Origin of the sequence: Actinomycetospora chiangmaiensis DSM 45062 (assembly GCF_000379625.1) — a bacterium.
GTDB lineage: Bacteria > Actinomycetota > Actinomycetes > Mycobacteriales > Pseudonocardiaceae > Actinomycetospora > Actinomycetospora chiangmaiensis.
Genome location: NZ_KB903217.1, coordinates 796,968 through 814,829, shown reverse-complemented (window position 1 = coordinate 814,829; position 17,862 = coordinate 796,968). Strand labels below are relative to the sequence as shown.

Below are 17,862 nucleotides of genomic sequence, written 5' to 3'. Positions count from 1 at the left end.
TCCAGGGTCGACGCGAACTGTGTCCGGGGGGACCAGTGGCCGGTCACTCCCACTCGATGGTGCCCGGGGGCTTGCTCGTCACGTCGAGGACGACGCGGTTGATCTCCGCGCACTCGTTCGTGATCCGGGTCGAGATGCGTTCCAGCGTCTCGTAGGGCACGCGCGTCCAGTCGGCGGTCATGGCGTCCTCGCTCGACACCGGGCGCAGCACGACGGGGTGGCCGTAGGTGCGGCCGTCGCCCTGCACCCCCACCGAGCGGACGTCGGCGAGCAGCACCACCGGGCACTGCCAGATGGTGCGGTCGAGCCCGGCGGCGGTGAGCTCCTCGCGGGCGATCGCGTCGGCCCGGCGCAGCGTGGCGAGCCGCTCGGCGTCGACGGATCCGATGATGCGGATCGCGAGTCCCGGGCCCGGGAAGGGCTGGCGCTGGACGATCGACTCGGGCAGCCCGAGCTCGGCGCCGACGGCGCGGACCTCGTCCTTGAACAGCGCCCGCAGCGGCTCGACCAGCGAGAACTGCAGGTCGTCGGGGAGGCCCCCGACGTTGTGGTGGGACTTGATGTTCGCCGCTCCGGTCCCGCCGCCGGACTCGACGACGTCCGGGTAGAGCGTTCCCTGCACGAGGAAGTCGACGCCCTCGCCCTCGGCGAGGTCGCGCGCCGCGCCCTCGAAGGAGCGGATGAACTCCCGGCCGATGATCTTGCGCTTCTCCTCGGGGTCGACCACGTCGGCGAGCTCGCGCAGGAACACCTCCTCGGCGTCCACCGTCACGAGGTCCACCCCGGTCGCCGCGACGAAGTCCCGCTCGACCTGGCCGCGCTCGCCCTCGCGCAGGAGGCCGTGGTCGACGAACACGCACGTCAGCCGGTCCCCGATCGCGCGTTGCACCAGCGCCGCGGCGACCGCGGAGTCGACGCCGCCCGACAGCCCGCAGATCGCCCGGCCGCCCGGCCCGACCTGGGCCCGGATCGCCTCGACCGTCTCCTCGACGATGTTGGCCGCGGTCCAGTCGGGGCGGATGCCGGCGACGTCGCGCAGGAAGCGCTCGAGCACCAGCTGGCCGTGCGGGGAGTGCCCGACCTCCGGGTGGTACTGCACCCCCGCCAGTCGCCGGTCGACGTCCTCGAAGGCCGCGACCGGCGCCCCGGGCGAGGAGGCCGTCGTCGTGAAGCCCTCCGGGGCCGCGGTGACGCCGTCGCCGTGGCTCATCCACACCGGGTGGGCCTCGGGGATGTCGCCGTGCAGCCGGCCCGGGTCGGTGATGTGCAGCTCGGTGCGGCCGTACTCCCGGTCGCCGGTGTGGGCCACCGTGCCGCCCAGCGCCGAGGCCATCAGCTGGAACCCGTAGCAGATGCCGAACACCGGGACGCCGGTCTCGAACAGGGCCGGGTCGACGCTCGGCGCCCCCTCGGCGTAGACGCTCGCCGGCCCACCGGAGAGCACGATCGCCGCCGGGTCCTTCGCCAGCATGTCGTCGACCGAGGTCGTGTGCGGCACGACCTCGGAGTACACCTGCGCCTCGCGCACGCGCCGGGCGATGAGCTGCGCGTACTGGGCGCCGTAGTCGACGACGAGGACGGGGTGCTCACCACTGCTGCTCACGTCCCCATTGTGACGGACGGGTGCGGCCACCCCGCCCCTTGCTTCTTTAGTGTCTACGACACTAATGTCAGCGACACCATGACCCAGCGCTCCGGCCTCGCCCTCGCCGTCCTCGCCCTCGCTGTGGAGGAACCGATGCACCCCTACCGGATGCAGCAGCTCATCCGGGAGCGCGGCAAGGACAAGGTCGTCAACGTCGGGCAGCGCTCGCAGCTCTACAAGACGATCGACCGCCTCGTCCGCGACGGTCTGCTCGTCGCCGCCGGCACCGAACGGCCCGCCACCCGGCCCGAGCGCACCGTCTACGCCCCCACCGACGCGGGGCACGAGACGGCGATCACCTGGACCCTCGACATGCTCACGGCACCCCGCCACGAGTTCGGGGAGTTCACCGCGGCCCTCGCCTACCTCCCGCTGATCTCCGCGGACCTCGCCCGCGACGCCCTCGAGCTGCGCCTCGCCGACCGTCGGACCGAGCGCGACCGGCTGCGCGGCGAACTCGAGCGGGTCCGCCCCCTCCTGCCCCGGCTCGTGCTGGTGGAGGACGAGTACGCCGTCGCCCACCTCGAGACCGACGTCCGGTTCCTCGAGGGCCTGCTCGAGGACCTGCGCACCGCCGCCCTGCCCTGGATCACCACCCCTGTCGGAGGCCCGTCATGACCACCCGCCCGCTCCGCGTCCTCGTCATCGGCGGTGGGACCGGAGGCATGTGCCTGGCGCACGGCCTCCGTCGCGCCGGCATCGACGTCGCCGTCCACGAGCGCGACCGCACGCGGACGAGCGGCCTGCACGGCTACCGCGTCGGGATCTCCCCCAACGGGGCCCGGGCCCTGCACGCCTGCCTCGCGCCGGAGCTCTTCGAGACCTTCGTGGCCACCACCGCCGCGCCCTACGAGCGGTTCGGCATGTACACCGAGCAGTGGCGGGAGCTGATCACCGTCGGGTTCGGCGAGTTCCCGCCGTCCGGCCAGGGGGCGGAGGACCGGGAGTACAACGTCAGCCGGATGACGTTGCGCCAGGTGCTCTTCACGGGGATGGAGGACGTCGTCACCTTCGACCGGCGCTTCACCCACTACGAGCAGCACGCCGACCGCGTCGTCGCCCACTTCGAGGACGGGTCCACCGACGAGGGCGACCTCCTCGTCGGGGCCGACGGGGCGGGCTCCCCGGTCCGCCGGCAGTACCTGCCCCACGCGACGCACACCGAGACCGGGCTCGTCGCGATCGGCGGCAAGACGCCCTGGTCGCCGCAGACCGAGGCGCTGCTGCCCGCGTCGGTCCGCCAGGGCCTCGCCATGATCTTCGACCGCCGCGGGCAGTTCGGGATCACCCACGTCGTGCGGATGCCCTGGACCGACGGCGGCGCGCCCGTCGCGGGCATCGGCTCCAGCGACCGGGAGCTCCTCGAGCGGTGGCCCGGACTACGCTTCGACAACACGACCGACCACGTCTCCTGGGGCGTGACGACCTCCCGGTCGATCGCCCCCGCCGACCTCCTCGAGCGCGAGGGCGCCGACCTCACCGCGCTGGCCGCCGAACTCACGGCCGACTGGTCCCCCTGCTGGCAGGCCCTGCTCGCCGGGGCCGACCACGGCGCGAACGTCGCGCTGTCCATCCGCACCGCCGACCCGATCCCGCCGTGGGAGCCGAGCACCGTGACGCTGCTCGGCGACGCCGCCCACACCATGACGCCGGGTCGCGGCGCGGGCGCGAACACCGCGCTGCGCGACGCGCGGGAGCTCCGGGACCGCCTCGTCCGGGTCCGCGACGGGGAGTCGACGCTGCTCGCGGCGGTCGGCGACTACGAGGACCTCATGCGCCGCTACTCGGCCCTCGCCGTCCGCGAGTCGCTGGAGTTCATGAACGACAACGGCCTCGCCCGCCGCCCGGTGATCGGGCCGCTCTCGGTGTTCGCGCAGCGCACCTCCCTGCGCCTGGTCGACCGCATCCCCGCCGCGAAACGGCGGATGGCGCTCGGCATGCAGAAGGTCCGCGACTCCGAGCTGGTGTGAGGGATGAGTCCGCGACGACCGACCGGTCCCACCTCCGTGACCCCCGACCTCTGGCCCCTCATCCACGCCGAGCGTGCAGCGCTCGCGTCCGACCTCGGCACGCTCACCGACGAGCAGTGGCAGGTGCGCTCGCTCTGTGCCGCGTGGACCGTCGAGGACACCGTCGCCCACCTCGTGGCCGGCGCCTCGACCGGGCCGCTCCGGTGGTTCCGCAGCGTCCTCGCCGCGCGCGGGAACGTCGAGCGCCACAACGCCCGCCGGCTCGCCGAGCACCGCGCCCCGACGTCCGCCGGGACGCTCGAGCGGTTCCGGGCGGTGATCGGGAGCCGGACGTGCCCGCCCGGTCCGGTCGAGATGTGGCTCGGCGAGATCGTGGTGCACGGTGCGGACGTCCGGCGTCCGCTCGGTCTCGTCCGCGACGCCCCGGTCACCACCCTCACCCCGCTCGCCACGTTCTTCGCGCGGCAGAACTCGACGGTCCGCAGCCGCACCGTCAGCACGGGTCTCCGGCTCGCGGCCTCCGACGGCCCCTTCACCGCTGGTCCCGACGACGGGCCGCGCGTCTCCGGCCCGACGCTCGCGCTGGTGATGGCGATGGCCGGCCGTGCCGTGTTCTGTGACGACCTCACCGGTCCGGGCGTCGAGGTGCTCCGCTCCCGCTGCTGAGCCCGCCGGACAGCGGCACGAAGCTCCCCCCGGGGCGCCCGGTGCCACCGACATCCGCGACGGCCCGACGTCGATCAGCGGCTCGATCCGTATGGTGCCGGGTCGACCCCGGCGCACCCGGTGCCGCACGAGGTGCGGGCCGGCCCGCGCTCACGCCGCGCGGAACACCCCGTCGACGAGCAGCGGCACGACGGTGCTCGTGTCCAGCTCGGACGCCACCTCGACGTCGGCGGCGAACCCGAGCTCGGTCAGCTCCCGCCCGCTCGCACACGCCCGCAGCTCGGCCGTCAGGCGCGGTCGGACGGCGTCGAACGCCGCGGCCGCCACCCGAGCCTCGGGCGCAGCACTGTCCCCGACCAGCGTCGACAGCACCGCGCCCGCCCCCCACAGGTCCTCGACGGCGACGCGCAGGCCACCGTCGGGCCACCGCTCGCCCGCCGGCACCACGGCCACGACCAGCTCCGGCCGGGCCGCCAACCAGGCCGCCACGGCCGACGCGTTGCGCAGACAGGCCGCCAGCACGGTGGGCACCCGGTCCGCGAGCGCCGCGCTGATCGTCGACCCGTTGGGCGAGGGCAGGACCATGACGTCGGGGACCACCGCCGCCGACCGCACGGAGACCGGGGAGAGCGACAGCCCGCCCTCCGCCCGACGCCCCGCCACCACGACGCCGGGTGGCCCGGCCCGGACCGCCGACGGGATGACGGCGATCCCGCGGTCGAGGGCGACCGAGGTCGTCGTCGTGAAGGAGCAGACGTCGACGACGACCGCGACGTCGGCACCCGCCGCGACCAGCGCCCCGCCGTCGGGACCCCACTCGCAGCGCAGCCGGTACGGCCCCTGATCAGCCGAGGACGTCACGCACCGCCGCCCGGGCCGACGCGACGTCGCGGGCGGCCACGGCGACCCGGGCCGCGCGCCGGGCGGTCGCGAGGTCCACCGACGAGACGCGCGCCGCGACGGCGGGCAGCGCCGAGGCGGCCGCGGACAGCGACGTCACGCCGAGCCCCACGAGGACGACGGCGAGCGCCGGGTCGGCCGCGGCCTCGCCGCAGACCCCGACCGGGGTCCCCGTCACCTCGGCGGCCCGGCACAGCTGGTCGAGCAGGCGCAGGACGGCGGGCTGCCAGGGGTCGTTGAACCCGGCGAGGGGGCCGGACTGGCGGTCGGCGGCGAAGACGTACTGCGTCAGGTCGTTGGTGCCGACGGACACGAAGTCGACCTCGGCGAGCAGCTCGGGGGCGTTGAGCACGGCCGCCGGGACCTCGATCATCACGCCGACCTGCTCCACCCCGGCCTTCCGCGCGCGGGCGACGAAGCGGGCGGCCTCGTCGGCGGTGGAGATCATCGGGGCCATCACCTTGAGCGTGACCCCGGCGTCGGCGGCCCCTCCGACGGCGGCGACCAGCTGGCGGTCGAGGACGTCGGCACGCTCGGCGCCGTCGTCGAAGAGGCGCTGGCCCCGCACGCCGAGGGCCGGGTTGACCTCGGGCGTCATGTCCAGGAACGGCACCGGCTTGTCGGCGCCGGCGTCCAGCGTGCGCAGCGTGATCGGCGTGCCGGCGAGCGGGGCCATCGTCGCCGCGTACCCGGCCCGCTGCTCCTCGGGCGTCGGCTCGGTCGACGCGGAGAGGAAGGTGAGCTCGGTGCGGAGCAGGCCGACGCCCTCGGCGCCCACCTCGGCCGCCCGCGCCGCGTCCTTCGTGTCCGCGATGTTGGCGACGACCGCGATCCGGTGCCCGTCGGTGGTGGTGACGGGGCCGGCGACGGAGGTCGGGCCGGCCGCGGCCAGGTCCGCGCCGACGGCGGTCCCCGCGGGCACCGCGACGACCTCGCCGGCCGTCCCGTCGACCCGCACGAGCGTGCCCTCGACGAGGCCGGCGGCCCCGGGGCAGCCGACGACGGCGGGGATGCCGAGCGAGCGGGCGAGGATCGCGGTGTGGCTGGTCGGGCCGCCCTCGACGGTGACGAGGGCGAGCGCCGTCGCCGGGTCCAGCGTGGCGGTGTCGGCGGGGGCGAGGTCCTTCGCGACCAGCACCGACGGGCCGTCGAGGACCGGCACGCCCGGCGCGGGGACCCCGAGCAGCTCGGCGACGATGCGGTCGCGGATGTCCGCGACGTCGCCCGCCCGCTCGGCCATGTAGCCGCCGGCGGCCTGCAGGGCGGACACGAACCGCGCGGCGGCCTCGTACACCGCCCGCGGCGCAGGCGTGCCCTGGTCGCGGACGAGCGCCTCGGCGGACTCCAGCAGCGTCGGGTCCTCGGCCATCATCGCGGTCGCGTAGAGGACGTCGGAGACCTCCTTCGCGAGGCCCGGGGTCCCGGCGGTGTCCATCATGCGGGTCGACACCGCGGCGCCCGCGGGGGCGATGCGGGCCGCCTCGACCTCGCGCCGGTCCGCCACGACGACGGGGCCCGCCGGCGGCTCCCCCAACGGTTCGGGCACGCGCACGACGGGACCGACCGCCGCTCCCGCGCTCGCCGGCGTTCCCGGCAGCTTCGCACCGTCGGTGCTGGTCATGGCGCTCCCCTTCGTCGGGTCCCTTGGTGTCGCTGAGGAGAACGTACGACGACAACCCCTTGACAGTCCACAGGCAAACCAACAAACTTCCAACCAGAACCACACGGGTTCGCCGAAGAACGGAGGTGATCGGGCATGTACGCCGCAGAGCGCCACCAGCTCCTGGTCCGCCGGGCTCGCGAGCTGGGCCGCCTCGAGGTCACCCAGGTCGCGGCCGAGCTCGGCGTCACCACCGAGACCATCCGGCGCGACCTCACGGCCCTCGAGCGCCAGGGCCTGCTGCACCGTGTGCACGGCGGCGCCATCGCCACCGACCGCCTCGAGATCGAGCCCGCCGTCGGCGTCCGCGAGGTCACCCACCCCGACGAGAAGGACCGCATCGCGAAGGCCGCGGTCGCCGAGCTCGGCGCCGCCTCGACGATCCTGCTCGACGCCGGCACCACCACCGCGCGGGTCGCGGCGCTGCTGCCCGACGACGTCGAGCTCACCGTCGTCACCAACGCGCTGCCGATCGCCACCGCGCTCGCCGGCCGGAGCCGCATCACCGTCCACCTCATCGGCGGCCGGGTCCGCGGCACCACGCTCTCCGCGGTGGACCGGTGGGCCCTCAAGACCCTCGAGAGCGTCAACTGCGACGTCGCGGTCCTCGGCACCAACGGCTTCTCCATCGACCGCGGGCTCACGACGCCGGACGTGGCCGAGTCCGCGGTGAAGGGCGCCATCGTCAAGGCCGCGGCCCGCAGCATCGTCGTCGCCGACTCCTCGAAGTACGGCGCCGACTCCTTCTCCCGCTTCGCGACCCTCGCCGACGTCGACACGATCGTCACCGACGGCGACCTGCTGGAGACCCACCCCGAGGCGGCGGACGCGATCCGGGCGGCCGGACCGGATCTGGTGATCGCGTGACGAGGGCAAACGCAGCGCCGGGAGAACCCATGATCGTGACCGTCACGCCGAACCCGTCGATCGACCGCACCGTCGAGATCCCGGCCCTGACGACGGGTGCGGTGCTCCGCGCGACCGCCCACCGCGTCGACCCCGGCGGCAAGGGCGTCAACGTCTCCCGCGTCCTCGCCCGCTTCGGCCGCCCGACGCTCGCCGTCATGCCCGGCGGCGAGGGCGAGCTGGCCTCGCTGCTGCGCCGGGCCGGCGTCCAGCCCGTCTGCACCCCGGCGGACGGTGCCACCCGCGTGAACACCGCCCTCGTCGAGCCGGACGGCACCACCACCAAGGTCAACGAGCCCGGCGTCGCGCTCACCGCGGACCAGGTCGACGCGCTCGTCGACACCGTTCGCGCGCACGCCGCCCCGGCCGACTGGGTCGTGACGGCGGGCTCGGTCCCCTCGGGGGCCACCGACGACCTGCACGGCCGCATCGTCCGGGCCGCGCGCTCGGCGGGCGCCCGGGTCGCCGTCGACACCTCCGGCGTCGCCCTCGCCCACGCGGTGGCGCAGACCCCGGACCTCGTCAAGCCGAACGTCGCCGAGCTCGCGGAGCTGGTCGCGCACCCGCTGCCCGCCCTGTCCGACGTGCTCGCCGCCGCCCGCGAGCTCGTGACCGGCGGGATCGGCACCGTCCTCGTCAGCATGGGCGCGAGCGGCGCGATCGCCGTCGACGCGCACGACGCCTGGCACGTCGCGAGCCCCGCCGTCGCGGTGCGCAGCACCGTCGGGGCCGGCGACTCCACCCTCGCGGGCTACCTCATGGCCATCACGTCCGGCGCGAAGAGCCCGGACGCCCTGCACCACGCGGTGGCCTGCGGGGCCGCCGCGGTCGGTCTCCCCGGCACCGCGGTGCCCGGACCCACCGACGTCGATCCCACCCTCGTCCGCGCGGCGTCCGCCCCGGACTCGTCCCTCGACCTCACCGGAGAGGCAGCATGAGCGACCTGATCACGGCCGACCTCGTCGACCTGGACCTGCCCACGGGCGACCGCCGGGAGGTCGTGCGCTCGCTGGCCGAGCGCCTCGTGAAGGCCGGGCGGGTGACCGACCTGGACCAGTTCCTCGCCGACATCGAGGCCCGCGAGGCCCAGATGCCGACGGGTCTCGACGGCGGGATCGGCATCCCGCACTGCCGGTCCGCGGCCGTCACCGAGCCGACGCTGGGCTTCGGCCGCAGCGCGGCCGGCGTCGACTTCGGCGCCGAGGACGGCACCCCCGCCGACCTCGTGTTCCTCATCGCCGCGCCCGAGGGCGGCGGCTCCGACCACATGACCGTGCTGGCCGCGCTCGCCCGCCGCCTGGTCCGCAAGTCCTTCACCGGCGAGCTCCGTTCCGTCACCGACCCGGCCGCCGCGGCCGGCTTCATCGCGAAGGAGGTCTCGGCATGAAGATCGTCGCCGTGACCGCGTGCCCCACGGGTATCGCCCACACCTACATGGCCGCCGAGGCCCTCGAGGCCGCGGCCGAGGAGGCCGGGCACGAGATCGTCGTCGAGACCCAGGGCTCGGCCGGCTCCACCCCGCTGACCGCCGAGCAGCTCGCCGAGGCCGACGCCGCGATCTTCGCGGCGGACGTCGAGGTGCGCGACAAGGAGCGCTTCGCGCACCTGCCGCAGGTCTCGGTCGGCGTCAAGAAGGCCATCTCCGGCGGTGACCTCCTCATCGCGCAGGCCGAGGAGGCCGCAAAGAACCACGTCCCGGCCGCCGCCGGCGCCCCGGCCGCCACCCCGGCGGGCGCCAAGGCCCCGACCGGCCCCGGCGCCGCCTCCAAGGTCCGCGCCTGGCTGATGACCGGCGTCAGCCACGTCATCCCGTTCGTCGCGGCCGGTGGCCTGCTGATCGCCCTGGGCTTCGCCCTCGCGGGGTACCAGATCAACCTCCCGGACGACTCCCCGCTCTACAAGCAGATCCTCTCCGGCAGCTTCGACATCGGGTCGGTCACCGCCTGGGGCGCCCTCGCCTTCGGCGTCGGCTCCGCGGCCTTCAGCTTCCTGGTGCCGGTGCTCTCCGGCTACATCGCCTACGCGATGGCCGACCGGCCCGCCCTCGTGCCCGGCTTCGTCGGCGGCGCGATCGCGGTGACCACCCACGCCGGCTTCCTCGGCGGCCTGATCTCCGGCTTCATCGCCGGTGGCCTCGTGATGTGGATCAAGACCTGGCGGGTGCCGCGAGCGCTGGCCGGGATCATGCCGGTGCTCGTCATCCCGCTGCTCTCGACCGCCGTCGTCGGCCTGCTCATGTTCGTCGTCATCGGCCGCCCGATCGCCCTGATCACCGAGGGCCTCACGAGCTGGCTGAACGGCCTGTCCGGTGCCAACGCCCTGCTGCTCGGCGTCCTGCTCGGCCTCATGATGTGCTTTGACATGGGTGGCCCGGTCAACAAGGCCGCCTACACCTTCGCCGTCGCCGGCCTGTCCACCGGCTCCGGCGGCGCCCTGACGATCATGGCCGCCGTGATGGCCGCGGGCATGGTCCCGCCGCTGGCGATGGCGCTCGCCACCGTGGTCCGCAAGTCGCTGTTCAGCGAGGTCGAGCGGGAGAACGGCCGGGCCGCCTGGCTGCTGGGCGCCTCGTTCATCTCCGAGGGCGCGATCCCGTTCGCCGCGGCCGACCCCTTCCGGGTCATCCCCTCGATCATGGTCGGCGGCGCGGTCACCGGCGCCCTGTCCATGACCCTCGGCGCCACGCTCCGCGCCCCGCACGGCGGCGTCTTCGTGGTGCCGCTGATGGGGAACCCGCTCGGCTTCCTCGTGGCGGTCGTGGTCGGCACCCTGGTCGCCTGCGCCCTGGTCGTCGCCCTCAAGACCTTCGCCCGCCGTCGCCCCGCCCAGGCCGGGACGACCACCACCGAGACCGTCACCGAGCGAGAGACGGTGTCGGCGTGAGCACCCCGGAGTCGACCATGATCGAGCGCACCGTCGTCGTCGCGACCCAGATCGGCCTGCACGCCCGCCCCGCCGCGGTGTTCTGCAAGGCCGCCGCGGCCCAGCCCGCCCGGGTCACCCTGGCCACCGCCGAGGGCGACGCCGCGGACGCCCGCAGCATGCTGGCCGTCCTCGGGCTCGGGGTGCGGGGCGGCCAGGAGGTCACCCTGTCCGCCGACCCGGACGTCACCGGGGCCCAGGCCTCCGTCGACGCCCTCGCCGAGCTCCTGGCCACGGACCTCGACGCCTGACCCCCCCACCCCCACGAACGACCGAAGGGCCCCTCCGCTCGGGTAGATCGAGCGGAGGGGCCCTTCGGTCGTGAGCGGGCGCTGCCGTCGACGCATGAGGGGAACCTTCGAGCGCTCTACTGGCCCGAGGGTTCCCCTCACGCGGTGCGGGGACGGCGGAACGTCAGCGGCGGACCGACAACCCGACCCGCTGGAACTCCTTGAGGTCCGAGTAACCCGTCTTCGCCATCGCCCGGCGCAGCGCCCCGAACAGGTTGACGGTGCCATCGGCCTGGGGGGCCGGGCCGCGCAGGACGGCGGCGAGGTCGCAGCCGCGCTGCGCGACCCCGACCACCGACGAGCGGGGCAGGTTCGGGTGGGCCGCGGCGGAGGTCCAGTACCAGCCGTCGCCCGGGGCCTCGTCGGCCGCGGCGAGCTGCTCGCCGAGCATCACGGCGTCGGCCCCGCAGGCGATGGCCTTCGCCATGTCACCCGACGTCGCCATCGCGCCGTCGGCGATGACGTGGACGTAGCGACCGCCGGTCTCGTCCAGGTAGTCCCGGCGCGCGGCGGCCGCGTCGACCAGCGCGGTCGCCATGGGGACGCCGATGCCGAGGACGTCGCCGGTGGACGTGGCCACCGACTGCCCGTAGCCCACGATCACGCCGGCCGCGCCGGTGCGCATCAGGTGCATCGCGGTCCGGTAGTCGCCCACGCCCCCGGCGACGACGGGGATGTCGAGCGAGTCGATGAAGTCCTCGAGGTCCAGCGGGGACTCACCGTCCTCGGAGTCCGACGCGACGTGCTCGGCCGAGATGATCGTCCCCTGCACCACGAGGACCTCGACGCCCGCGGCGAGCAGGGTCGGGGTCAGCTCCCGGGCGTGCTGCGGGCTCACCCGCGCGGCGAGCGTGACGCCCGCGCCCCGGATCTGGTTCAGCGCCTCGGTGAGCAGGTCGGGCTGGATCGGGGCGGCGTGCAGGCGCTGGAGCTCGACGAGCGCCGCCGCCGGGTCGTCGGCGGCCCGCGCGACGATCTCGGCGAGCGCCTTGTCGGCCTCCGCGTGCCGGGCCCAGAGCCCCTCGGCGTTGAGCACGCCGAGCCCGCCGAGCTCACCGACCCGGACCGCCGTGGTCGGCGAGACCACGGCGTCCGTCGGGTGCGTGATCAGCGGGAGGTCGAACCGGTACGCGTCGAGCTGCCACGCGGTGGACACCGCCGACGACGACCGTGTGCGCCGCGAGGGCACGATGTCGAGGTCGTCGAAGGTGTAACTGCGGTGGGCGCTGCGGCCCCGGCCGATCTCGACCTGCTCGCGCATGAGCTCTCTCTCGAATCGTCAGCGCCCGCCGTAGTTGGGCGCCACCGCCGTCATCGTCACGTGGTGCGGGTGGGACTCGGCCAGCCCGGCCGCCGTGATCCGCACCATGTGCGCGGACTGCAGCTCCTCGGTGGTCCGGGAACCCGTGTACCCCATCGCCGCCCGGAGGCCGCCGACCAGCTGGTGGGTGACCTGCGCGAGCGGGCCCCGGAAGGGTACGCGTCCCTCCACGCCCTCGGGGACCAGCTTGTCGTCGGAGAGCACGTCGTCCTGGAAGTAGCGGTCCTTCGAGTACGAGCCCTGCTGGCCGCGGGTCTGCATCGCGCCGAGCGATCCCATGCCGCGGTAGGCCTTGTACTGCTTGCCGTCGACCAGGACGAGCTCGCCGGGCGTCTCCGCCGTGCCCGCGAGCAGCGAGCCGAGCATGACCGACGACGCGCCGGCCGCGATGGCCTTCGCGATGTCCCCGGAGGACTGCAGGCCGCCGTCGCCGATGACCGGGACGCCCGCCGGCCGGGCCGCCGAGTCCGCCTCGGCGATCGCCGTGATCTGCGGCACACCGACGCCGGCGATGATGCGGGTGGTGCAGATCGAGCCGGGACCGACGCCGACCTTGATGCCGTCCGCTCCGGCCTCGACGAGGGCCTGGGCGCCGGCGCGCGTCGCGACGTTGCCGCCGACGACGTCCACCCGGTCCCCGAGCTCCTGCTTGAGCTTGGCGACCATCGCCGTGACCGCGCGGGAGTGCCCGTGGGCGGTGTCGACGACGAGCACGTCCACCCCGGCGTCGACGAGGCCCATCGCGCGGGTCCACGCGTCGTCGCCGACGCCGACCGCGGCGCCGCACAGCAGCCGGCCGTCCGGGTCCTTCGTGGCCATCGGGTACTGCTCGGTCTTGACGAAGTCCTTGACGGTGATGAGGCCCTGCAGGAAGCCCGCCCCGTCGACCAGCGGCAGCTTCTCGATCTTGCGGCGGCGCAGCTGCCCGAGCGCGGCCTCGGCGGTGACGCCGACCTGCGCGGTGACGAGGTCCGACGAGGTCATCACCTCGCGCACCTTGCGGGTGTGGTCCACCTCGAACCGCATGTCGCGGTTCGTGATGATGCCCACGAGCTTCCCGGCCTCGTCGGTGACCGGGAGCCCGGAGATGCGGAAGCGGGCGCACAGCGCGTCGACGTCGGCGAGGGTGTCCTCCGGCGAGCAGGTCACCGGGTCGGTCACCATGCCCGCCTCGGAGCGCTTGACCACCTCGACCTGCGCGGCCTGCTGGTCGGCCGGCAGGTTCCGGTGCAGCACGCCCATGCCGCCGTGGCGGGCCATCGCGATCGCCATCCGCGCCTCGGTGACGGTGTCCATCGCCGAGCTGACCAGCGGAATCCGGAGCCGGATGTTCCGCGAGAGTTGCGCCGAGGTGTCGGCCTCGGACGGCACCACGTCGGACTCGGCCGGAAGCAGGAGGACGTCGTCGAACGTCAGGCCGAGCAGCCCGAACTTCTCCGGCACGTCGGGGTCCGTCAGCACCATGACCCCGATGCTAGTCGCCACCGACGAGTGACCCTCGTCTCCGCAGGTGGGAACCACCCTCACCCCACCCCGACGAGCGGGTAGGGAGGTCCTCGATCGACATCTCGGGACCGGTAGGTTCGACATCGTGCCGTACGAAGCCCTGCCGCCCGACCCGTTCGCGGGCGACCCGTCGTCGGACCCCTCCCGCATGCTCGACGCGCTCCACGACGTGACCGCGCCGGAGGACCTCCCCCTCGACGAGGAGGAGCGCGAGGAGGTCGTCGCCGACCTCGGGGACCTGGCGGTGTTCCAGGCCCTGCTCGCCCCCCGCGGTATCCGCGGCGTGGTCGTCGACTGCGACGACTGCGAGGAGCAGCACTTCCACGACTGGGACCTGCTGCGCGCGAGCCTCCAGCAGCTCCTCGAGGAGGGCCACATGCGCCCCCACGAGCCCCCGTTCGACCCGGACCCGGCCGCCTACGTCACGTGGGAGTACTGCCGGGGCTTCGCGGACGCCACGCTCGCCGAGCAGTAGTCCTTCCCGACGGCGGGACCTCCCGCCGTCGGCCCTCCCCCCGCACGACGAAACGGGCCCGGTCCCCCCTCGGGGAACCGGGCCCGTTCGTGTGTGGTGCTACTTACCGGCGACGGGAGTGGTCGTGGTCGTCGCCGGGGGCGGTGGTGCCACCCCGTTACGCCCCTGTTCCGCCGTCGTGCCGGACGTCGTCGTGCCGTCCGGCGCAGGAGCGACCGTCGTGGTCTTGGTCGCGGTCGTGGCCGACGCCGGCTTCGTCGGCTTCGTCGCCTCCGGCGTCGCCGGGGCCGACCCGTTGCTCGCGGTCGGCGCGGTCGGCGCCGTCGGGTCGAGCGAGTTGAGCGCGTCCTGACGCTGCTGCACGAGCGGCGGCTGGTCCTCGGGCGGGACGGCCTGGATCTGCCCCTGCACGGTCTGCAGCAGGGACGCGGCGGTCGCCTTGTCGCCGCGGGCGATGGCGTTGTTCGCCTCGACGATGGTGCTCCGGGCCTTCTCGGCCTTCACCACGTTGTCGGCGTGCTGGGAGAAGAAGACCTTCGTCAGCCCGAACATCGCGTCGCCCGGCTGCGCCGAGTGGATCGCGACGGTGAAGCCGGACAGCGCGACCGCGATCGCGGCGGCCGCCACGGCGAAGGGCATCCGACGGCGGGCGCGACTGGCGCGTCGGTCCCGTGCGGCGTGTCCCGCCTCGACGGCCTCGGCGGCCTCGTCGAGGGACACCAGCTCCGGCATGGGCTCGGCCTCGATGTCGGCCTTCCATGCGGCGAGGACGGCGGCCAGATGGTCGTCGTCCTGCCCGGGGCGTCCGAAGACGTCCCCAGCGCCCACACCTCCGCTGATCGCCCCACCGGCGATCGCGTCGAGCAGGGCGTCGTCGGCGCGGACAGCGGCGAGGTCCACCGGTCCGTCGACCAGATCGTCACCCGCACCGAACGCGCGGTGACCACCCACCTAACTCACCTCTTCCGAGATCGCAGACACTGCGGTCCGTAGCTTCGACAGTGCGCGGTGCTGTGCCACCCGGACCGCTCCGGGCGTGGATTCGACCGCTTCCGCGGTCTCCTCCGCCGAGAGACCAACGACGACACGCAGCACGAGGATTTCCCGTTGTTTGGGAGGCAGCGTGTCGAGCAGTTGACCCATCTGGACCGACAGCGCGCCGTTCATGGCTCGCTGCTCCGGACCGTCGTACGGGTCCAGTTCCTCGGGCAGCTCGGAGACGGGTTCGGATCGGTTCCGCGCCACCGAGCGATGGGCGTCGACCACCTTGTGCGCCGCGATCCCGTAGACGAACGCCAGGAACGGGCGACCCTGGTCCCGGTAGCCGGGCAGTGCGGTCAGCACGGCGAGGCACACCTCCTGGGCCACGTCGTCGGCCGAGACCGACGACCGTTCCTGCCGGCCGATCCTCGCGCGGCAGTAGCGCACGACGAGCGGTCGGATGATCGCGAGGACACGATTGAGAGCCGAGCGGTCGCCGTCGTTGGCGGCGGCCACCAACCTCTCGAGGTCGTTCCCTGACTCGGTCATCGCTCCCCGTGGCCCCGGCGTTACGCGCGGCGGTGTGACCCGCAGGTCCACCTCGGTCCGACGGGCCGCGTCGTGGACGGTCGGAACCGACGCGTGAGGCGACCCGGAGGGGTCACCGTACCGTCCCCCCGGATGGGCGGCGCCATGTCCTGCGGACGGGTTCCCCCAATCCGGCACCCGCCACCGATCCGCGGCGCGGTGGGATGCACGCGGAGTGCCGATCGGCGGAGTGGGCACGTCGTCGACCACCGGGCCGTGGCCCCCGACGGGTGGCATCGGCGACCCCACGGGCGGGCTCGGCGGCGGCCCGAGGGGCGGCTGCGCGGGCGGGTACGTGGGGTACGCCCCGGACCCCTGCCCGGCGCCGGGCCGGACGGGGTGGACGGGACGGGGCCGCGCGGTCAGGAGACCAGACCCCGACGGAAGCCGTGCGCCACGGCCTGCGCACGGTCACGAACACCGAGCTTGCGGAAGAGCCGGCGGGCGTGGGTCTTCACGGTGTCCTCGGACAGGTAGAGCTCGCGGCCGATCTGGCCGTTGCTCTTGCCCTGGGCCATGCCGCGCAGCACCTGGAGCTCCCGCTCGGTGAGCTGGACCCCCGTGTCGGACGGGGTGCGCGGGGCGGGCACCGAGGTGCTGGCGAGGGTGTGGGCGAGGGCGGCGACCAGTTCGGGGCGCGAGGCGTCCCACCGCAGGTAGCCGCGGGCCCCACCGGCGATCGCCGCGGCGATGCTGCCGGAGTCGTCCGGGGCACCGAAGACGATGACGTTCGCCTGCGGGTGGGCGGCCACGAGCCGGCGGGTGGCCTCGACCCCGGTGGGCACGGCGCGCTGGGTCCCCACGAGGACGACGTCGACGCTCTGCCGGGAGAAGCGGGTGAGCAGCTCGTCGCCGTGGGCGACGCAGTCGATGCGGTGGACACCCGGCACGGCCGACATGACGCGGGTCAGGCCCTCACGCACGCTGCGGCGGTCGTCGCAGATCAGGACCGTCGTCACGGAAGTTCCTCCCTGCAGCGTTCCTGCAGTCGCTTGGCGGGCACTACCGGTCATCGGCGCGCCGCCGCCCCGGCTTGAGTCCGATCCGCGGTTTTCCCGCGCACGATCGACGACCGGTGCCATGCCTGCTCCTCATCCGGCGATCCCGCGGCGACCGGACGTCGTACCGCGCCGTACGACCTGGCTGCCACCGGAACCCCTCCCCTGTAACGGCGCCGAGGGTGACCCGTCACGGCCGACCCTCCCGCTCCCCCGCCATGTCCGCCACCCACACGGAGCACCGGACACGGAGTGCTGGGGGAATGATCACGGATGGTGGTCGTTTCGGCAAGTCTTGTCACGCACCGGATTCGCCGACCGGTGTCACCCACGCGGTGTGTCGCGCATCTGGACGACCGGCGGTCGATTGTGGAGGGGGTGACGGCTCACAACCGGATGTCTTGTCGGGGCCCGTCCGCCGGTCATAGGGTCGGACCACGGTCGCCCTGCGCGCGGCCGCAGGCACGGACGGTGACGAATCGACCGGGCCCACCCTTCGTGGTGGGGGTGACGTCGGGGCTTGAAGACATCAGGACCCGACGCCGCCACCCACCCGCGTCAGGACGAGGAGGTGGTCGAGATGGCCGACGTCCGTCGACTCCCCGGCCCCAACGCCGATCTCTGGGACTGGCAGCTGCACGCCGCGTGCCGCGGCATGGACAGTGCGTTCTTCTTCCACCCCGACGGCGAGCGTGGTCCCGCGCGCGCCAGCCGTGAGCGCCGCGCCAAGGCCGTGTGCGAGGGCTGTCCCGTCATCGAGCCGTGCCGTCGGCACGCGCTCGCGGCGGGCGAGCCCTACGGCATCTGGGGCGGGCTCTCGGAGTCCGAGCGCACCGGCTCCCGCTCGCGGGGCCGGACGCAGGACATCGTGATCCGCTGAGATCGGCTCCGGACCCCGGAGCACCACGAACGACGAACGGCCCGCCGGTCACCTCCGTGGAGGTGACCGGCGGGCCGTTCGTCGTTCCTGCCGTCACCGAGGAGCCCTTCCGACGTGGACGGGCCCGGACGCCGAGGCGTCCGGGCCCGTCCTC

Annotated in this window: 18 protein-coding genes; 10 read left to right on the top strand and 8 right to left on the bottom strand. The window is 74.2% G+C overall.

The window, feature by feature from the left end; genetic code table 11:
• Positions 1 to 43: 43 nt before the first annotated feature.
• Positions 44 to 1,603, bottom strand: a complete 1,560-nt coding sequence (gene guaA / locus A3CO_RS0104185; RefSeq protein ID WP_018330978.1) for a glutamine-hydrolyzing GMP synthase — start codon at positions 1,601 to 1,603, stop codon at positions 44 to 46.
• Positions 1,604 to 1,681: 78 nt separating this feature from the next.
• Between guaA and A3CO_RS0104180 the strand changes: the two genes are divergently transcribed.
• The 3 genes from A3CO_RS0104180 to A3CO_RS0104170 are packed head-to-tail and all read left to right on the top strand — an operon-like array spanning position 1,682 to position 4,281.
• Positions 1,682 to 2,263: a PadR family transcriptional regulator gene (locus A3CO_RS0104180; RefSeq protein ID WP_018330977.1), complete on the top strand. Its 582-nt coding sequence runs from the start codon at positions 1,682 to 1,684 to the stop codon at positions 2,261 to 2,263.
• Positions 2,260 to 3,615: an FAD-dependent oxidoreductase gene (locus A3CO_RS0104175; RefSeq protein ID WP_018330976.1), complete on the top strand. Its 1,356-nt coding sequence runs from the start codon at positions 2,260 to 2,262 to the stop codon at positions 3,613 to 3,615. Before A3CO_RS0104180 ends, A3CO_RS0104175 begins: the two co-directional genes overlap by 4 nt.
• 36 nt (positions 3,616 to 3,651) lie before the next feature.
• On the top strand, positions 3,652 to 4,281 hold the full coding sequence (locus A3CO_RS0104170) for a maleylpyruvate isomerase family mycothiol-dependent enzyme (protein ID WP_018330975.1): 630 nt from the start codon (positions 3,652 to 3,654) through the stop codon (positions 4,279 to 4,281).
• 150 nt (positions 4,282 to 4,431) lie between these two features.
• Here the strand turns inward: A3CO_RS0104170 and A3CO_RS0104165 are convergent, their stop codons facing one another.
• A complete protein-coding gene (locus tag A3CO_RS0104165; protein ID WP_018330974.1) occupies positions 4,432 to 5,142 on the bottom strand; it encodes a 2-phosphosulfolactate phosphatase in 711 nt (236 codons plus the stop codon).
• Positions 5,126 to 6,802: a phosphoenolpyruvate--protein phosphotransferase gene (locus tag A3CO_RS0104160; RefSeq protein WP_018330973.1), complete on the bottom strand. Its 1,677-nt coding sequence runs from the start codon at positions 6,800 to 6,802 to the stop codon at positions 5,126 to 5,128. The genes A3CO_RS0104165 and A3CO_RS0104160 overlap by 17 nt, the downstream gene beginning before the upstream one ends.
• A gap of 135 nt (positions 6,803 to 6,937) precedes the next feature.
• Here A3CO_RS0104160 and A3CO_RS0104155 point away from each other — a divergent pair, with 135 nt between their 5' ends.
• From A3CO_RS0104155 to A3CO_RS0104135, 5 genes are read left to right on the top strand one after another with little or no spacing between them, the layout of a single operon-like run.
• Positions 6,938 to 7,708, top strand: coding sequence for a DeoR/GlpR family DNA-binding transcription regulator (locus A3CO_RS0104155; RefSeq protein WP_018330972.1), 771 nt, complete (start codon positions 6,938 to 6,940; stop codon positions 7,706 to 7,708).
• 29 nt (positions 7,709 to 7,737) lie between these two features.
• Entirely contained in the window at positions 7,738 to 8,685 is a 948-nt protein-coding gene (gene pfkB / locus A3CO_RS0104150; RefSeq protein WP_018330971.1) for a 1-phosphofructokinase, read from the top strand.
• Positions 8,682 to 9,134, top strand: coding sequence for a PTS sugar transporter subunit IIA (locus A3CO_RS0104145; RefSeq protein WP_018330970.1), 453 nt, complete (start codon positions 8,682 to 8,684; stop codon positions 9,132 to 9,134). The genes pfkB and A3CO_RS0104145 overlap by 4 nt, the downstream gene beginning before the upstream one ends.
• Positions 9,131 to 10,630, top strand: coding sequence for a PTS fructose transporter subunit IIC (locus A3CO_RS0104140; RefSeq protein WP_018330969.1), 1,500 nt, complete (start codon positions 9,131 to 9,133; stop codon positions 10,628 to 10,630). The genes A3CO_RS0104145 and A3CO_RS0104140 overlap by 4 nt, the downstream gene beginning before the upstream one ends.
• A 17-nt stretch (positions 10,631 to 10,647) precedes the next feature.
• Positions 10,648 to 10,920, top strand: coding sequence for an HPr family phosphocarrier protein (locus tag A3CO_RS0104135; protein WP_026204267.1), 273 nt, complete (start codon positions 10,648 to 10,650; stop codon positions 10,918 to 10,920).
• Between the two features lie 163 nt (positions 10,921 to 11,083).
• On the opposite strand, the gene A3CO_RS0104130 is transcribed toward A3CO_RS0104135, so the two are convergent.
• Both A3CO_RS0104130 and guaB read right to left on the bottom strand, forming a co-directional pair.
• Entirely contained in the window at positions 11,084 to 12,220 is a 1,137-nt protein-coding gene (locus tag A3CO_RS0104130; RefSeq protein WP_018330967.1) for a GuaB3 family IMP dehydrogenase-related protein, read from the bottom strand.
• Between the two features lie 18 nt (positions 12,221 to 12,238).
• Positions 12,239 to 13,744, bottom strand: coding sequence for an IMP dehydrogenase (gene guaB / locus A3CO_RS0104125; protein WP_018330966.1), 1,506 nt, complete (start codon positions 13,742 to 13,744; stop codon positions 12,239 to 12,241).
• 127 nt (positions 13,745 to 13,871) lie between these two features.
• Here guaB and A3CO_RS0104120 point away from each other — a divergent pair, with 127 nt between their 5' ends.
• Positions 13,872 to 14,261, top strand: a complete 390-nt coding sequence (locus A3CO_RS0104120) for a DUF5319 domain-containing protein (RefSeq protein WP_018330965.1) — start codon at positions 13,872 to 13,874, stop codon at positions 14,259 to 14,261.
• A 99-nt stretch (positions 14,262 to 14,360) separates the two neighbouring features.
• Here A3CO_RS0104120 and A3CO_RS35275 read toward each other — a convergent pair whose 3' ends face one another.
• The 3 genes from A3CO_RS35275 to A3CO_RS0104105 all read right to left on the bottom strand — a co-directional run bounded on the left by A3CO_RS35275 (position 14,361) and on the right by A3CO_RS0104105 (position 16,789).
• Positions 14,361 to 15,212 (bottom strand): anti-sigma-D factor RsdA, encoded by an 852-nt coding sequence (locus tag A3CO_RS35275; RefSeq protein WP_018330964.1) that lies wholly within the window; start codon positions 15,210 to 15,212, stop codon positions 14,361 to 14,363.
• Positions 15,213 to 15,791: a sigma-70 family RNA polymerase sigma factor gene (locus A3CO_RS0104110; protein WP_018330963.1), complete on the bottom strand. Its 579-nt coding sequence runs from the start codon at positions 15,789 to 15,791 to the stop codon at positions 15,213 to 15,215.
• A 401-nt stretch (positions 15,792 to 16,192) separates the two neighbouring features.
• Positions 16,193 to 16,789, bottom strand: a complete 597-nt coding sequence (locus A3CO_RS0104105; protein WP_018330962.1) for a response regulator transcription factor — start codon at positions 16,787 to 16,789, stop codon at positions 16,193 to 16,195.
• Between the two features lie 619 nt (positions 16,790 to 17,408).
• On the opposite strand from A3CO_RS0104105, the gene A3CO_RS0104100 reads away from it, so the two are divergent.
• Complete coding sequence (locus A3CO_RS0104100; RefSeq protein WP_033413662.1) at positions 17,409 to 17,708, top strand: WhiB family transcriptional regulator; 300 nt, start codon at positions 17,409 to 17,411, stop codon at positions 17,706 to 17,708.
• The last annotated feature ends 154 nt before the right edge of the window (positions 17,709 to 17,862 follow it).

What these genes read in the sequence shown, in the direction of transcription:
- A3CO_RS0104135 (WP_026204267.1), top strand. Translation starts at nt 10,648, where the DNA reads ATGATCGAGCGCACCGTCGTCGTCGCGACCCAGATCGGCCTGCACGCC.
- A3CO_RS0104110 (WP_018330963.1), bottom strand. Translation starts at nt 15,791, where the DNA reads ATGACCGAGTCAGGGAACGACCTCGAGAGGTTGGTGGCCGCCGCCAAC.
- A3CO_RS0104155 (WP_018330972.1), top strand. Translation starts at nt 6,938, where the DNA reads ATGTACGCCGCAGAGCGCCACCAGCTCCTGGTCCGCCGGGCTCGCGAG.
- A3CO_RS0104175 (WP_018330976.1), top strand. Translation starts at nt 2,260, where the DNA reads ATGACCACCCGCCCGCTCCGCGTCCTCGTCATCGGCGGTGGGACCGGA.
- A3CO_RS0104145 (WP_018330970.1), top strand. Translation starts at nt 8,682, where the DNA reads ATGAGCGACCTGATCACGGCCGACCTCGTCGACCTGGACCTGCCCACG.
- A3CO_RS0104130 (WP_018330967.1), bottom strand. Translation starts at nt 12,220, where the DNA reads ATGCGCGAGCAGGTCGAGATCGGCCGGGGCCGCAGCGCCCACCGCAGT.
- A3CO_RS0104140 (WP_018330969.1), top strand. Translation starts at nt 9,131, where the DNA reads ATGAAGATCGTCGCCGTGACCGCGTGCCCCACGGGTATCGCCCACACC.
- A3CO_RS0104100 (WP_033413662.1), top strand. Translation starts at nt 17,409, where the DNA reads ATGGCCGACGTCCGTCGACTCCCCGGCCCCAACGCCGATCTCTGGGAC.
- A3CO_RS0104160 (WP_018330973.1), bottom strand. Translation starts at nt 6,802, where the DNA reads ATGACCAGCACCGACGGTGCGAAGCTGCCGGGAACGCCGGCGAGCGCG.
- guaB (WP_018330966.1), bottom strand. Translation starts at nt 13,744, where the DNA reads ATGGTGCTGACGGACCCCGACGTGCCGGAGAAGTTCGGGCTGCTCGGC.
- pfkB (WP_018330971.1), top strand. Translation starts at nt 7,738, where the DNA reads ATGATCGTGACCGTCACGCCGAACCCGTCGATCGACCGCACCGTCGAG.
- A3CO_RS0104180 (WP_018330977.1), top strand. Translation starts at nt 1,682, where the DNA reads ATGACCCAGCGCTCCGGCCTCGCCCTCGCCGTCCTCGCCCTCGCTGTG.